14 protein-coding genes are annotated in these 14,427 nt (G+C 52.3%); all 14 read left to right on the top strand.

Going from position 1 to position 14,427, the window contains the following annotated elements; translation table 11 throughout:
• The first annotated feature begins 32 nt into the window (after positions 1–32).
• The 14 genes from purC to pcrB all read left to right on the top strand — a co-directional run bounded on the left by purC (position 33) and on the right by pcrB (position 14,427).
• Positions 33–740 (top strand): phosphoribosylaminoimidazolesuccinocarboxamide synthase, encoded by a 708-nt coding sequence (gene purC / locus P397_RS0114710; RefSeq protein WP_026833970.1) that lies wholly within the window; start codon positions 33–35, stop codon positions 738–740.
• Positions 737–985 carry a phosphoribosylformylglycinamidine synthase subunit PurS gene (gene purS, locus P397_RS0114705; protein ID WP_026829308.1) on the top strand — a complete coding sequence of 83 codons (249 nt, stop codon included), beginning with the start codon at positions 737–739 and terminating at the stop codon, positions 983–985. The genes purC and purS overlap by 4 nt, the downstream gene beginning before the upstream one ends.
• Positions 982–1,665, top strand: a complete 684-nt coding sequence (gene purQ, locus P397_RS0114700) for a phosphoribosylformylglycinamidine synthase subunit PurQ (RefSeq protein WP_028106994.1) — start codon at positions 982–984, stop codon at positions 1,663–1,665. Before purS ends, purQ begins: the two co-directional genes overlap by 4 nt.
• Positions 1,646–3,865, top strand: a complete 2,220-nt coding sequence (purL, locus tag P397_RS0114695; protein WP_028106993.1) for a phosphoribosylformylglycinamidine synthase subunit PurL — start codon at positions 1,646–1,648, stop codon at positions 3,863–3,865. The genes purQ and purL overlap by 20 nt, the downstream gene beginning before the upstream one ends.
• The gene (gene purF / locus P397_RS0114690; RefSeq protein ID WP_026833967.1) at positions 3,841–5,250 is read left to right on the top strand and encodes an amidophosphoribosyltransferase; all 1,410 of its coding nucleotides are present in this window, start codon (positions 3,841–3,843) and stop codon (positions 5,248–5,250) included. The genes purL and purF overlap by 25 nt, the downstream gene beginning before the upstream one ends.
• Before the next feature lie 19 nt (positions 5,251–5,269).
• Positions 5,270–6,304, top strand: coding sequence for a phosphoribosylformylglycinamidine cyclo-ligase (gene purM, locus P397_RS0114685; RefSeq protein ID WP_028106992.1), 1,035 nt, complete (start codon positions 5,270–5,272; stop codon positions 6,302–6,304).
• Positions 6,301–6,876: a phosphoribosylglycinamide formyltransferase gene (purN, locus tag P397_RS0114680; RefSeq protein WP_026833965.1), complete on the top strand. Its 576-nt coding sequence runs from the start codon at positions 6,301–6,303 to the stop codon at positions 6,874–6,876. Before purM ends, purN begins: the two co-directional genes overlap by 4 nt.
• Complete coding sequence (purH, locus tag P397_RS0114675) at positions 6,873–8,393, top strand: bifunctional phosphoribosylaminoimidazolecarboxamide formyltransferase/IMP cyclohydrolase (RefSeq protein ID WP_028106991.1); 1,521 nt, start codon at positions 6,873–6,875, stop codon at positions 8,391–8,393. The genes purN and purH overlap by 4 nt, the downstream gene beginning before the upstream one ends.
• Before the next feature lie 15 nt (positions 8,394–8,408).
• Positions 8,409–9,665, top strand: a complete 1,257-nt coding sequence (purD, locus tag P397_RS0114670) for a phosphoribosylamine--glycine ligase (RefSeq protein WP_028106990.1) — start codon at positions 8,409–8,411, stop codon at positions 9,663–9,665.
• A 216-nt stretch (positions 9,666–9,881) separates the two neighbouring features.
• Positions 9,882–11,621 carry an adenine deaminase C-terminal domain-containing protein gene (locus tag P397_RS0114665; protein ID WP_028106989.1) on the top strand — a complete coding sequence of 580 codons (1,740 nt, stop codon included), beginning with the start codon at positions 9,882–9,884 and terminating at the stop codon, positions 11,619–11,621.
• 67 nt (positions 11,622–11,688) lie between these two features.
• On the top strand, positions 11,689–12,003 hold the full coding sequence (locus P397_RS0114660) for a YerC/YecD family TrpR-related protein (RefSeq protein WP_012369366.1): 315 nt from the start codon (positions 11,689–11,691) through the stop codon (positions 12,001–12,003).
• 39 nt (positions 12,004–12,042) lie between these two features.
• On the top strand, positions 12,043–13,422 hold the full coding sequence (locus tag P397_RS0114655; RefSeq protein WP_028106988.1) for a TrkH family potassium uptake protein: 1,380 nt from the start codon (positions 12,043–12,045) through the stop codon (positions 13,420–13,422).
• Positions 13,423–13,434: 12 nt separating this feature from the next.
• Positions 13,435–13,659, top strand: coding sequence for a hypothetical protein (locus tag P397_RS0114650; RefSeq protein ID WP_028106987.1), 225 nt, complete (start codon positions 13,435–13,437; stop codon positions 13,657–13,659).
• A gap of 84 nt (positions 13,660–13,743) precedes the next feature.
• Positions 13,744–14,427 carry a heptaprenylglyceryl phosphate synthase gene (pcrB, locus tag P397_RS0114645; protein WP_028106986.1) on the top strand — a complete coding sequence of 228 codons (684 nt, stop codon included), beginning with the start codon at positions 13,744–13,746 and terminating at the stop codon, positions 14,425–14,427.

Below are 14,427 nucleotides of genomic sequence, written 5' to 3'. Positions count from 1 at the left end.
TCTACATCTTAGGATCATGGGGGACGAAATCGATGCAACCACTTTATGAAGGCAAGGCGAAACGGTTATACACGACGCAGGAGCAGGATGTGCTCCGCATCGTCTACAAAGACGAGGCAACAGCATTTAATGGAGAGAAGAAGGCAGAGTTTGCCGGTAAAGGAGAATTAAACAACCGCTTGACGAGCCACTTTTTTGAGGTCCTCGCAGCGGCGGGAATTCCGACCCACTTCATTGAACGGACATCGGAGCGCGAACAGCTCGTACGTCGTGTCACCATCATTCCACTTGAGGTCGTCGTGCGAAACGTCGTCGCCGGCAGCCTCAGTAAACGGCTGGGCATCGAAGAAGGAACGGTGCTCGAGACGCCGATCGTCGAGTTTTATTATAAAGATGACAGCTTAGGTGATCCGCTTGTCACACCGGCACACATCAATTTACTGAAGATTGCGACTACAGAAGAGCTTTTACGGCTTGAACAGGAAGCCCATCGTGTCAATGACGTCTTGCGTCCCTACTTTGATAACAAGGGCATTACGCTCGTTGATTTTAAACTGGAATACGGTAAAACACCGGCCGGCGAAATTTTGCTGGCAGACGAAATCTCACCGGATACATGCCGGTTATGGGATAAGGAAACGGGCGAACACCTCGACAAAGACGTTTTTCGCCGCAATATCGGATCACTCATCGACACATACCAAACACTATTCAATCGCCTAGGGGGAAACGGACAATGAAAAAGGTTACAGTAGCGGTCGCATTACGAGAAAGTATTTTAGATCCACAAGGTGTCGCGGTCAAAGGCGGTCTCAGCCAGCTTGGTTTTGCAGGGGTCGAAGAAGTTCGGATCGGCAAGCGGATTGAGTTGCTCGTTTCAGATGAGACAACGGACGCGATGATTCATGAGATGTGTCAGAAACTGCTCGTCAACACTGTGATGGAAGATTACCGTTTTGACGTAGAAGAGGTGACGACCGTATGAAGTTTGCCGTCATCGTTTTTCCCGGATCGAACTGTGATCTAGATATGTATCATGCTGTCAAAGACGCACTCGGCGAAGAAGCGGACTACGTCTTCCATACGGAAACGTCCCTTGAAGGATACGACGGCGTCCTGTTACCGGGTGGCTTCTCCTACGGTGACTATCTCCGGTGTGGCGCGATCGCTCAATTCTCACCGATCATGGAGGAAGTGAAACGATTTGCGGCAGAAGGCAAAACAGTCCTCGGCATCTGCAACGGATTCCAAATTCTTGTTGAAGCCGGGCTTCTCCCGGGTGTCTTGCACCGCAATACGGGACTGAAGTTCATGTGCCGGACGGTTGAACTGAAGGTCGAAAACAATGAGACGCGTTTTACGTCGGATTATGCAGCGCAAGAAACGATTACGATTCCGATCGCACACGGAGAAGGCAACTACTACTGTGACGATGCAACGTATGCGATGTTACAGACGAACCGACAAATTGCCTTTACGTATACCGATAACCCGAACGGATCACGCGGCGATATCGCCGGCATCACGAATAAAGCCGGGAATGTTCTCGGCATGATGCCACACCCGGAACGGGCAGTTGAGCTGCTGACCGGCGGAACCGATGGACTTAAGTTATTCACTTCACTCGTCAAACAGGGGGCACATCATGTTAAAACAACAGTCTGAACCAACGATGGAGCAAATTCAGGAACAACGGATCTACGCAACGATGGGACTGAGCGACGCGGAATATGAGATGGTCGTCAACTTACTCGGACGCCAACCGAACTACACAGAAATCGGATTATTTTCCGTCATGTGGTCGGAGCACTGTTCGTACAAGACGTCGAAGCCGGTGTTACGTCAGTTTCCGACGACAGGTCCACGCGTCCTGCAAGGTCCGGGTGAAGGAGCCGGTGTCGTCGATATCGGGGACAATCAAGCCGTCGTCTTTAAAATCGAGAGTCACAACCACCCGTCAGCCGTCGAACCGTACCAAGGGGCAGCGACCGGTGTCGGTGGAATCATCCGCGATATCTTTTCGATGGGAGCCCGTCCGGTCGCCTTGATGAACTCGCTTCGGTTCGGACACCTCGGCACACCGCGTGTCAATCAACTGTTTGAACAAGTGGTCGCTGGAATTGCCGGATACGGGAACTGTGTCGGGATTCCGACGATCGGAGGAGAAGTCGGCTTTGATCATTCGTATGAGGGCAATCCGCTTGTCAATGCGATGTGTATCGGCTTGATCAACCATGAAGACATTCAAAAGGGTCTCGCCAAAGGGGCGGGGAACTCGGTCATGTACGTCGGAGCCGCAACCGGACGCGACGGGATTCACGGAGCGACCTTTGCTTCAGAAGATCTTGGGGAAGATACGGAAGCGAAACGTCCGGCCGTTCAGGTCGGGGATCCGTTCATGGAGAAACTCTTGATCGAAGCCTGTCTTGAAATCGTTGGTCATCCGGCGCTTGTCGGCATGCAGGATATGGGAGCTGCCGGACTGACATCGTCATCAGCCGAGATGGCTTCAAAAGCCGGTATGGGCATCGAGATGCATCTGGATGATGTCCCGCAACGGGAAACAGGCATGACAGCTTATGAAATGATGTTATCGGAATCACAAGAACGGATGTTGTTGGTCGTTGAACGCGGACGCGAATCGGAAATCGAAGCGATTGTCAGCAAATGGGGACTTCATGCAGTGCATGTCGGAGAAGTCATCGATGAAAAAGTCCTTCGTCTCGTTCACCACGGCAAAATCGTCGCTGAAGTACCGGTGGATGCACTCGCGGAAGAAGCACCGGTCTACAACAAACCATCCCGTGTCCCGGCATATTATGAAGAGTTCCAAACGATGGAGGAAACGTTACCAGTCGTTGACGATGTGGTCGAGACATGGCGTGCCTTGCTCAAACAACCGACGATTGCTTCAAAACGTTGGGTCTACGACCAATACGATCATATGGTTCAAACGTCAACGGTCGTTGCACCGGGTTCTGATGCAGCCGTCATCCGGGTTCGCGGAACGAACAAAGCACTCGCGATGACGACAGACTGCAACAGCCGTTTCGTTTACCTCGATCCGTTCGTCGGCGGACAGATTGCCGTCGCCGAAGCAGCCCGCAACATCGTTGCGAGTGGTGCGACACCACTGGCGATCACCGATTGCCTGAACTTCGGGAATCCGGATAAACCGGAAGGCTTCTGGCAACTACAGCAAGCGACGGCCGGAATGGCAGAAGCGTGCCGTGTGCTCGAGACGCCGGTCATCGGCGGGAATGTTTCCTTGTACAATGAATCCGCCGGCAAAGCAGTCCATCCGACGCCGGTCGTCGGGATGGTCGGTCTTCACGAACAGACAGAATGGATTACGACACAACACGTCAAGCAAGCAGGCGACGCTGTTTACCTGCTTGGAGAAACGACAGCAGAATTCGGCGGCAGTGAACTGCAATACCTGCAATTCGAAAAATCATTCGGGAAAGCACCGCAGATTGACTTAGCCGTCGAACAAGAGCGTTTACTGGCTTTGCAAGCGGCGGTTCAAGCGGGACAAGTCACAGCGATCCATGACGTGGCAGAAGGTGGTCTCGCCGTTGCCTTAGCCGAGATGACATTCGGAACGACACTTGGTCTTGACGTGACATTTGACGGACCAGCCCTGCACCTGTTCAGTGAATCGCAATCACGTTTCGTCGTGACGGTGAAGCCGGAACAGGAAGCAGCCTTCGTAAAACTTACAGGGGCGCATAAAATAGGATACGTTACCGATCAAGATGCTTTGCAAATCAAGACAAGCGATACACTCATCGAAGCAAAACGTTCAACACTGCAAGCCGACTGGGAAGGGGCGATCGCGTGTTATATGACATCAAAGGATTAAATGAAGAGTGTGGGGTGTTCGGGATTTTTGGACAACCGGAAGCGGCGCAACTGGCGTATTACGGACTCCACAGCCTGCAACACCGGGGACAGGAAGGGGCAGGGATCGTCGCAAGCGACGGCAAACTGCTCCTGCCGCATCGGGGACAAGGGCTCGTCACGGAAGTTTTTTCGCAAGAAACACTGGATTCTTTATCCGGGCACCACGCCATCGGACATGTCCGCTATTCGACGGCTGGGGGAAATACGCTTGAAAATACACAACCGCTCCATTTTAAATCACGGACGGGCGACTTGGCGCTTGCGCACAACGGGAACCTCGTCAATGCCGATTCGTTAAAACATCTGCTTGAAGCAGAGGGAGCGATTTTCCAAACGACGAGTGATACGGAAGTTGTCGCTCACCTCGTCAAACGGAGTAAGTTACCGACGCTTGAAGACCGGATTGCCGATAGTCTGGCCCGACTCGTCGGCGCGTTCGCGTTCTTGTTCTTGACGGAAGATACGTTGTACGTCGCCGTTGATCCACACGGTCTGCGGCCGTTGTCGCTCGGGAAAACACCGGACGGCGGAATCGTCTTTTCGTCCGAAACATGTGCGTTTGACATCGTCGGCGCCGAGTTCATTCGGGATATCGAGCCTGGGGAGCTCGTGACCATCACAACGTCCGGCATGTCATCGCGTCAATATATGGAACCACATGAGCGGGCGATGTGTTCGATGGAATACATCTACTTTTCCCGTCCCGATTCGATGATTGATGGGGTCAACGTCCATACGGCACGAAAAGCACTTGGCAAAAAGATGTTCGAAGAAGCACCGGTCGAGGCAGACGTCGTCACCGGAGTGCCGGATTCGAGTATTTCCGCTGCCATCGGGTATGCGGAAGCGAGCGGCATCCCGTATGAAATGGGATTGATCAAAAATCGTTATGTCGGTCGGACGTTCATTCAACCGTCACAAGAACTCCGTGAGCGCGGCGTCAAGATGAAGTTATCGGCACTGCGGGGTGTCGTCAACGGCAAACGGGTCATCATGGTCGATGATTCAATCGTTCGCGGGACGACAAGCCGCCGCATCGTCGGACTGTTACGGGAAGCCGGGGCAACCGAAGTCCATGTCCGCATCACGGCACCACCCATCACCAATCCGTGTTATTACGGGATCGATACATCCTCAAAAGATGAACTGATTTCCGCCCGCTTGACACCAAGTGAGATTTGCCGGGAAATCGGAGCCGATTCACTTGAGTTTCTGACGGTCAACGGAATGGTCAATGCAATCGACCGCCCGTTTGATGGTCCGTTAAAAGGTCAATGTACGGCTTGTTTCACAGGCGAATATCCAACACCAATCGGTGCATTAGAACTAGAAGCCAAACTTTGAACAGATGGGGGAACAAAGCATGAGTAAACAATACGAAGCAGCAGGTGTCAGCCTGACGGCAGGATACGAATCCGTTTCTCGAATGAAAAAACACGTGGCCCGCTCGATGCGCAAAGAAGTCATGACGGGACTCGGCAGTTTCGGTGCAATGTTCGACCTCAGTCAATTGAATCTGAAAGAACCGGTCCTCGTCAGCGGTACGGACGGCGTCGGGACGAAGCTGAAGCTTGCCTTCGCCCTCGACCAGCACGATACAATCGGAATTGATTGTGTTGCGATGTGTGTCAACGACATCATCGTCCAAGGGGCGGAACCGCTCTATTTCCTCGATTACATCGCCCTAGGGAAAGCAGTCCCCGCTAAAATTGAACGGATCGTCGCCGGCGTTGCCGAAGGTTGTGTCCAGTCCGGTTGTACATTGATCGGCGGGGAAACGGCAGAAATGCCGGGGATGTATGCAGACGGTGAATACGATATCGCCGGATTCGCGGTCGGTGCCGTCGAAAAACAAAAATTGATCACAGGAGAACACGTTCAACCGGGAGACGTCATCTTAGGTCTCGCTTCGTCGGGTGTCCATTCGAACGGTTTCTCACTTGTCCGGAAGATCGTCGCCGAAAGCGGTCTGCGGTACGAAGATGAGTTGATGATGTTCGGCAGTACGATCGGCAATACGTTGCTGATGCCGACGCGGATTTACGTCGAAGCGGTCAAAGCGGCCCTCGAAACAGAAAAAATTCAGGCGATGGTCCATATTACCGGCGGCGGTTTTTACGAAAACGTTCCACGTGTTCTTCCTGAAGGATGCGGTGCGACGTTTGATCCGAAAAAATGGCCGACGTTGCCGGTCTTCGATTGGCTCGAACAAGCCGGAAACGTGCCACGTCACGATATGTACAATGTCTTCAACATGGGCATCGGTTACATGATGATCGTTAAACCGGAAGATGTCGATGCCGTCACGGCACGCCTTGCCCGTGAAAATGAGACAGTCTATACGATTGGGACAGTCACGGATGAGCCGGGCGTCCGCATCCATGGAGTCGATCAATGAAAATCGCCTGTTTTGCCTCGGGAAGTGGCAGTAATGTCGAAGCATTGTTCGAAGCGATTGAAGAAGGACGTCTGCAGGCTACGATTGAACTCGTCGTCTGTGATCAAAAACAAGCGAAAGTGATTGAACGGGCACGCGCACGTAACTGTGATGTGTTCGTGTTTACAGCCAAGGAGTATCCGGATAAACCAACGTTCGAGCGGGAAATCGTCGCCGAGTTGGAGCGGCGACATGTGGAGCGGATCATCCTGGCGGGGTATATGAGGTTGATCGGGGATGTCCTGCTGGCCCACTACGCCGGACGAATCGTCAACATCCACCCGTCGTTGTTGCCGGCTTTTCCCGGAAAAGATGCGATCGGGCAAGCATTTCGTGGCGGAGTCAAAATCACAGGTGTTACAATTCATATAGTCGATGAAGGGATGGACACAGGACCGATCATTGCACAAGAAGCGGTCCGGATCACAGAGGATATGACACGGGAAACGCTGCAACAGGCGATTCAGCAAGTCGAGCATAAACTGTACCCGCAAGTCATCGAAGAGTGGATGAAAGAGGAGGCAAACGTATGAGAGCGTTAATCAGTGTATCAGACAAAACCGGCATCGTGGAATTAGGACAGGCGATGCATCAGGCAGGGATTGAACTCGTTTCGACAGGTGGGACACATCAAGCCCTTGAGGCAGCAGGACTTCCGGTCATTGGTATCAGTGAAGTCACACAGTTTCCAGAGATGCTGGACGGACGGGTCAAGACCCTTCATCCGATGGTCCATGGTGGACTGCTTGGACGACGTGATCTCGAGAGCCACCGGGAACAGATGGCAGAACAACAGATCGAACCGATTGATTTTGTTGTCGTCAATCTCTATCCGTTCAAAGAAACGGTCATGCAAGAAGACGTCTCGTACGCCGATGCGATTGAAAACATCGATATCGGTGGACCGAGCATGATCCGGTCTGCCGCGAAAAATCATGCGGCGGTGACGGTCATCGTTGATCCGGCAGATTACGCAGATGTCATCAACGAGATTCATCTTGGTGGAACGACGTTCGAAACACGCCAAAAGCTGGCAGCAAAAGCGTTCCGCCATACAGCGGCTTACGATGCCTTGATTGCGGACTACTTCTTGACGCAGACAGGCGAAAAGTTCCCGGATCAGTTGACGATCACGCTAGAGAAGGTTCAGGATCTGCGCTATGGAGAAAATCCACACCAGGAAGCCGCCTTTTACAAAACACCGATTTACCGCGGGGCATCACTCGCTTCCGCGAAGCAACTCCACGGCAAAGAATTGTCCTACAACAATATTCAGGATGCCAATGCAGCGCTTGAGATTCTCGATGAGTTCCGCGAAGCGGCAGCCGTCGTCGTCAAACACATGAATCCATGTGGCGTCGCGGTTGGTCCGACAATCGACGAAGCCTTCCGCCGGGCGCACGCCGCCGATCCTGTCTCCATCTTCGGTGGGATTGTGGCCTTGAACCGCGAAGTCGATCTCGCAACAGCAGAACAGTTAAGCGGAATCTTCCTCGAAATTATCATCGCTCCTTCCTTTACGGAAGACGCGTTTACGTTGCTTGCAGCGAAGAAAAATCTTCGGTTACTCGAACTGGATGTCAAACGTGTCCAAGCGATTCGTTATACGGCAGTCGCCGGCGGCATGCTTGTGCAAGACAGTGACGATGAGACACTCGATGATGCGTCAGCACGTGTCGTAACGGACCGGAAACCGACGGCAGCTGAATGGGAAGACTTAAAACTCGCTTGGCGTGCGGTCAAACACGTCAAATCGAACGCCATCGTCATTGCGAAAGACGAAGTGACGGTCGGCGTCGGCGCCGGACAGATGAACCGTGTTGGTTCAGCGAATATCGCGATTACCCAAGCCGGTGAGAAAGCGATTGGTGCCGCAATGGGATCAGACGCCTTCTTCCCAATGGGGGATACGGTCGAAGCAGCGGCAGCGGCAGGCATCACGGCGATCATCCAACCGGGTGGATCGATTCGTGACCAAGAATCCATTGATGCGTGTAACAAACACGGCATCACGATGATCTTTACGAACGTTCGTCATTTTAAACACTAAGCGGAGGCGGTCCGAGTGAAAGTATTAGTAGTCGGTAAAGGTGGACGCGAGCATGCGCTCGTTTGGAAACTGGCACAAGATGTCCGGATTGATACGATTTATGCAGCACCTGGAAACGTCGGGATGACGGAAGCTGTTTGTGTCCCGATTCGGGAAGACGCCATTGGGGAATTGGTTCAGTTCGCCCGTGACGAGCAGATTGATTGGACGATCGTCGGACCCGAAGGACCGCTTGTCCTCGGAATCGTCAATGCGTTCCAAGCAGCCGGATTAAAGATCTTTGGACCGTCCCGTGAAGCGGCGGCGATTGAAGGCAGTAAACAATTTGCGAAAGCCTTGATGGACCGGGCCGGGATTCCGACGGCTGACCATGCGGTCTTTACTTCCGCGGTCGAAGCGAATGCTTACATTCGGGCGCAAGGAGCACCGATCGTCATCAAAGCAGATGGTCTGGCAGCTGGGAAAGGTGTGACCGTCGCTGCGACGACGGAACAAGCCATCCAAGCTGTCGACGAAATTTTTGCCGGTGATTTCGGGGAGCAGAGCAGTGTCGTGATCGAAGAGTGTCTTGTCGGAGAGGAATGTTCGCTGATGGCTTTCGTGCACGAAGAAACCGTCATTCCGATGGTCTTGTCGCAAGACCACAAGCGGGTCTTTGATGGTGATCTTGGTCCGAACACGGGTGGTATGGGCGCTTACAGTCCGTTACCACAGTTTGATGAACAGGCGGTAACACAGGAAGCGATGCAACGAGTTCTCCGACCGCTCGTCGAACAGATGGCGAGTGAAGGGATTCCGTTTACCGGTTTTCTATACGCCGGTCTGATGTTGACCGACCGTGGACCGTCCGTGATTGAGTTTAATGCGCGCTTCGGCGATCCGGAGACGGAAGTGATTTTGCCCCGCCTCGAAACCGAACTGCTGGATGTCATCATCCCCTTGATGGAAGGCGACGTTCCCGAAGTCGTCTGGTCGGATGAAGCCGTCGTCGGTGTCGTCATCGCGGCGAATGGATATCCGGAACAGCCGACAACGGGCCATCTGGTCCGGACGGATACGATTGGTTCCGATGTCCTTGTCTTTCATGCCGGAACCGTCGCCGGTGAACATGAGACGGTGTTATCTGCAGGAGGACGCGTCCTCGTTTGTGTCGCGAAAGCGGCGAACACGGAAGAGGCAGTGTCGACGATCTACAGCGGACTCGAATCATTTGACCGGACCGGCTTCTTTTACCGGACGGATATCGCCAAAAAAGCATTTCGAACGATCTGATTTTATAACGGCAATAAGCCGGTGCGCTCACATGATTGTGAGGGACCGGCTTTTTTTGTATCCGGCGACGAAAGACGCTTGTCTTCCGTGGCGGTTTTGTGTTATTTTGGCGAAATGAGTCGAATTGACGACGAATAAGCTTGAAACTTTTCCGGTAACATTTTAGTATAAGAACTATAAGAAAGCGTTTTCAGATAAAAAGGAGGTCGAGCTTTCATGAAAAAAAATTGTGGACGGTCCCCATGGACGAAAACAGAAGTCCGGACCCATCAAGCGGTCATCAATGGAAAGCTTGCGCCTACACTCGTGATTGAAAATGCGACGTACTTAAATCAAGGACTCAAAGCATGGCGGACAGCGAACATTTGGATCAGCGGCGACCGGATCATCTACGTCGGACCGGACATGCCGGAAACGGCGGACGAAGTGTACGATGCTGCCGGGAAATTCATCGTCCCGGGCTACATCGAACCGCACGCGCACCCGTTCCAACTCTATAACCCGGCGACGCTTGCGAAGTTTGCGGCGGAACGCGGCACGACGACACTTGTGAATGACAATATGCTTCTTTTGTTAGAGCCGGTGGAGCAAGCGTTTGCGCAAGTCGAAGCATTAGCGGATCTGCCGACCTCGATGTATTGGTGGGCACGACTCGATGCCCAGACGGAACTCGACGCCGACAGCATCACGATTGACAACCGGCGGATTCAAGCTTGGCTGAAGCATCCCCAAGTCATTCAAGCCGGCGAACTGACCGGCTGGCCGCGTCTTTCGCAAGGTGATGACGAGTTGTTGCAATGGATGCAGGATGCGATGAAGCTCGGAAAACCGATCGAAGGACATTTTCCGGGAGCCTCCGCGAAAACGTTGACGAAGATGGCATTATACGGCGTGACGAGCGACCACGAAGCGATGACGGTCGAAGAAGCATTGATGCGGCTCGAGCTCGGCTATACGACGACCATCCGTTACTCGTCGATTCGTCCCGACTTACCGGATATTTTTGCGGGACTCGTTGAAGCGGGATTACAGAACTACGAGAAGGTGCTCGTGACGACAGATGGATCGACCCCTTCCTTTTATAAAGCCGGTCTGATGGATGAGACGATTCGGTTGATGCTGGCTGCAGGGATTGCTCCGGAAGAAGCGTACCGGATTGCCTCTTATAATGCGGCACGTCACTTTAACCTGGATCATCTGCTCGGCAGCATCGCACCGGGACGGATTGCCCACCTGAACATCTTGGAAGCAAAAGACCAACCGACACCGGTCGATGTCTTGGCACGAGGAACATGGGTCCGGAAAAACGATATCCCGTGTTACCCGGTCGAAGCGATGGATCATGCGCTTGACTTGATGCAGAAGTCTGAAATCGGGATTGAACTGACGGAACATGACTTTTCCTTCAGCATGCCGGTCGGACTGGAAATGGTCAATTCCGTCATCATGAAGCTGTATCAGATTGAACATGATACGAGCATGCAAGTGTTACCGGACGGATGTGCGGAGTCGTTTTTGATGCTGGTTGACCGCGAAGGGAAATGGCGTCTGAACACCGTCTTAAAAAACTTTGCGACCCACGTCGGTGGACTCGTCAGCTCGTATTCGATCAGCGGCGATATCTTGTTGATTGGAAAATCCAAACGGGACATGCAGATTGCCTTTGAACGGATGAAATCGTTTGGCGGTGGCGTCGTTCTCGTCGATGACGGCGAAGTGATTGCGGAAATTCCTTTAACGTTGATGGGCCAAACGTCCGATTTGCCGCTCGAAGATTTAATCACTCAAGAAACGGCTTTGCGCGAAGCGTTGTTTGCCCGAGGATACAAGTTTGAAGATCCAATCTATACCTTGCTGTTCCTGGCTTCGACCCACTTGCCGTATGTGCGGATCACACCGCAGGGGATTTATGAAGTCTTACGCAAGAAAGTACTTTTCCCGGCAATTTTGCGATGACGCTTGAAATTTAAAACGTCGCACTTTAAACTGTTAAAGAGCAATGAATGGGAAAGGGAGTCAGATGATGCAACTCGATAAATTGCGTGGAAAAGAACTTGATCAATTATTTACGGCCATCATGAAGATGGATTCATTAGAAGATTGTTATACATTGTTTGAAGACTTAGCGACGGTCAATGAGATTCAGGCATTGGCACAACGACTTGAAGTCGCCCGGCAGTTACGGGAAGGAAACACGTACCACAAGATTGAAAAAGCAACAGGTGCTTCAACAGCAACGATTTCCCGTGTGAAGCGGTGTCTGAACTACGGTTCTGGCGGCTATGACTTGGCACTCGCACGATTAGGTCTTGTAGAGGAGGAAGTAGCGGATAACTAACCGGTTATCCGCTATTTCTGCGAAGGAGGACGAAGCCGGATGGATTTAGCGTTTCAACAAAAAATGCAACATTTTATTCGAAAACTGACGCCGATCCAGTCACTCGTCATTATTTATTTCGTTGCCGTCATCATCGGAATCATTATGCTTGGATTGCCCTGGTCGACACGGGGAGATTACAATTGGGACTTTACGGACCTTGTGTTCATGGCTGTCAGTTGTGTCAGCGTGACCGGTCTGACGACGGTCTCGGTCTCGGATACGTTTACGACGTTTGGTTACTTTATGATCATGATTTTGGTCCAGGTCAGCGGGATCGGCTTGATGTCGTTGCATATCGCGATGTGGGTTATCCTCGGCAAACGGATTGGTTTCCGGGAACGGCAACTTGTTGTCCGTGACCAAAACCAGACGACGATGCAAGGTGTTGTCAAATACATTCGCGAAGTCATTTTGATCATCCTATCGATTGAACTCATTGGAGCATTGATTTTAGGCTTGTATTATACGAAGTACTTTCCGACGCTGGGTGAAGCGATGTTACAAGGATTGTTTGGTTCTGTCAGCGCGACGACCAATGCCGGGTTTGATATTACCGGAGAATCGTTATTGCCGTTTCGCGGGGACTTATTTGTCGTGTTCATGCAGATTCTGTTATTGACGCTCGGGGCGATCGGGTTCCCGGTTTTGGTTGAAGTCCGGCGCTACATCTCTTACCGGGCGACACGCCAATCAACACGTCAACCGTACCATTTTTCATTATTCACGAAATTAACGGCTTCGACGTTCTTTATTTTGGTCCTGTTCGGAACAGCCAGCCTGCTGCTGTTTGAATGGAATCAATCCTTTAAAGGGTTGCCGGTCGGTGAAAAGCTGGTTGATGCCTTGTTCCAATCCGTAACGACCCGAAACGGCGGACTGACGACGGTCGACATCACGACCTTCTCGCAAGCCTCGATTTTTGTTTTATCGATTCTGATGTTCATCGGGGCGTCGCCTTCCTCCGTCGGGGGAGGGATTCGGACGACGACGTTTGCCGTCGCCGTGCTCAGTGTCGTTGCCTTTATCCGCGGAGAGTATGGGATTAAGATTTTTGGACGTGAGATCGGACAGTCCGATATTTGGAAAGCGTTTGTCGTCATCGTCGTCTCGACCGGCGTGACGATGATCGGATTGATTGTCTTATTGATCTTTGAAGATGCCCCGTTCCTGGTCCTGTTTTTTGAAGCCTGTTCGGCGTTTGGAACAACCGGATTGTCACTTGGGATTACGAGTGAATTATCCGATGTCGGCAAGTGGACCTTGTCCGTCTTGATGTTCATCGGACGAATCGGTGTCATTTCCTTTGTGCTCCTGCTCAAAGCCAACCAGCCGAAACGGAATTACAATTATCCAAAAGAATCGGTCATCATCGGTTAAGGAGGTTGCGTCATGCAACGTGCATTTTGGATCAACTTTGGTTATATCTTCATGGTTCCGGCGTTGCCGTTTCTGGCGATTGTTAACGGGCGGGCGCTCTGTTCGCCGGACTCCCCGTTACTGGATGTGCCGGTGCTTGGTTTTTTCTTGGCTGAACCATGGGCGTTTGCCGTCCTGTATGCCTTCCTTGCCTTTGGGCTTGCCGCGTTGTTGACGAAACGCCAAGTCCGGACTTGAAAGGTGTGTCCCATCTCGCGCTGCGCGGGATGGGTTTTTGTTTTATACTGGACACAGCGAATGAAAAGAGAGGGTGGAACCAACATGTTGTTACCGTATAATGAATGGCGTCATGTCTTTAAGCTCGATCCGGCAAAGGAAATTGAAGAAGACGCCCTCCAAGCGATTGCCACGTCAGGAACCGACGCCATCATCGTCGGAGGAACCGATGACATCACGCTCGATGCGACACTTGATTTACTGATGCGATTGCGTCGTTACCCGGTGGCCGTTGCCCTGGAAGTATCTGAGCTCGAAGCGGCGACGATGGGGTTCGATACGTACTTGACACCAAGCGTCCTCAACAGCGGAACGCTTGAGCACGTCATTGAAAAACAAGTCGAGGCACTGGAGGAAGTAGGTCATATGTTAGCGCACGCCGATCTTGTCGGGGAAGGGTATATCGTACTGAATCCTGATGCCAAGGTCGCCCGTGTCACGCAAGCCAAGCCATTGGCGGACGACACGGTCATTGCCTACGCACAACTCGCAGACAGTGTGTTCCGGATGCCGGTCGTTTATCTGGAGTACAGCGGGATCTATGGTGATCCGAAACTGGTCGCCTCGGTCAAACGCGTGCTGAAGCAAGGTCGGTTGTTTTACGGCGGCGGCATCGACTCGGGCGAGCGGGCGAAAGAAATGCTGGAACATGCCGATACGATCATCGTCGGCAACATCATCTATGAGAATTTGGAAGCAGCACTTGCGACAGTCACGGCAACACGATAA

Source organism: Exiguobacterium undae DSM 14481 (assembly GCF_000620805.1).
Classification (GTDB): domain Bacteria; phylum Bacillota; class Bacilli; order Exiguobacteriales; family Exiguobacteriaceae; genus Exiguobacterium_A; species Exiguobacterium_A undae.
Note: the sequence above shows the minus strand (reverse complement) of the source record. Positions and strands in the feature narration are given on the sequence as shown.

Excerpts from the sequence above, each read along its gene's own strand:
- purC (WP_026833970.1), top strand. The coding sequence starts at position 33 with ATGCAACCACTTTATGAAGGCAAGGCGAAACGGTTATACACGACGCAG.
- purS (WP_026829308.1), top strand. The coding sequence starts at position 737 with ATGAAAAAGGTTACAGTAGCGGTCGCATTACGAGAAAGTATTTTAGAT.
- purQ (WP_028106994.1), top strand. The coding sequence starts at position 982 with ATGAAGTTTGCCGTCATCGTTTTTCCCGGATCGAACTGTGATCTAGAT.
- purL (WP_028106993.1), top strand. The coding sequence starts at position 1,646 with ATGTTAAAACAACAGTCTGAACCAACGATGGAGCAAATTCAGGAACAA.
- purM (WP_028106992.1), top strand. The coding sequence starts at position 5,270 with ATGAGTAAACAATACGAAGCAGCAGGTGTCAGCCTGACGGCAGGATAC.
- purN (WP_026833965.1), top strand. The coding sequence starts at position 6,301 with ATGAAAATCGCCTGTTTTGCCTCGGGAAGTGGCAGTAATGTCGAAGCA.
- purH (WP_028106991.1), top strand. The coding sequence starts at position 6,873 with ATGAGAGCGTTAATCAGTGTATCAGACAAAACCGGCATCGTGGAATTA.
- P397_RS0114665 (WP_028106989.1), top strand. The coding sequence starts at position 9,882 with ATGAAAAAAAATTGTGGACGGTCCCCATGGACGAAAACAGAAGTCCGG.
- P397_RS0114660 (WP_012369366.1), top strand. The coding sequence starts at position 11,689 with ATGCAACTCGATAAATTGCGTGGAAAAGAACTTGATCAATTATTTACG.
- P397_RS0114655 (WP_028106988.1), top strand. The coding sequence starts at position 12,043 with ATGGATTTAGCGTTTCAACAAAAAATGCAACATTTTATTCGAAAACTG.
- P397_RS0114650 (WP_028106987.1), top strand. The coding sequence starts at position 13,435 with ATGCAACGTGCATTTTGGATCAACTTTGGTTATATCTTCATGGTTCCG.
- pcrB (WP_028106986.1), top strand. The coding sequence starts at position 13,744 with ATGTTGTTACCGTATAATGAATGGCGTCATGTCTTTAAGCTCGATCCG.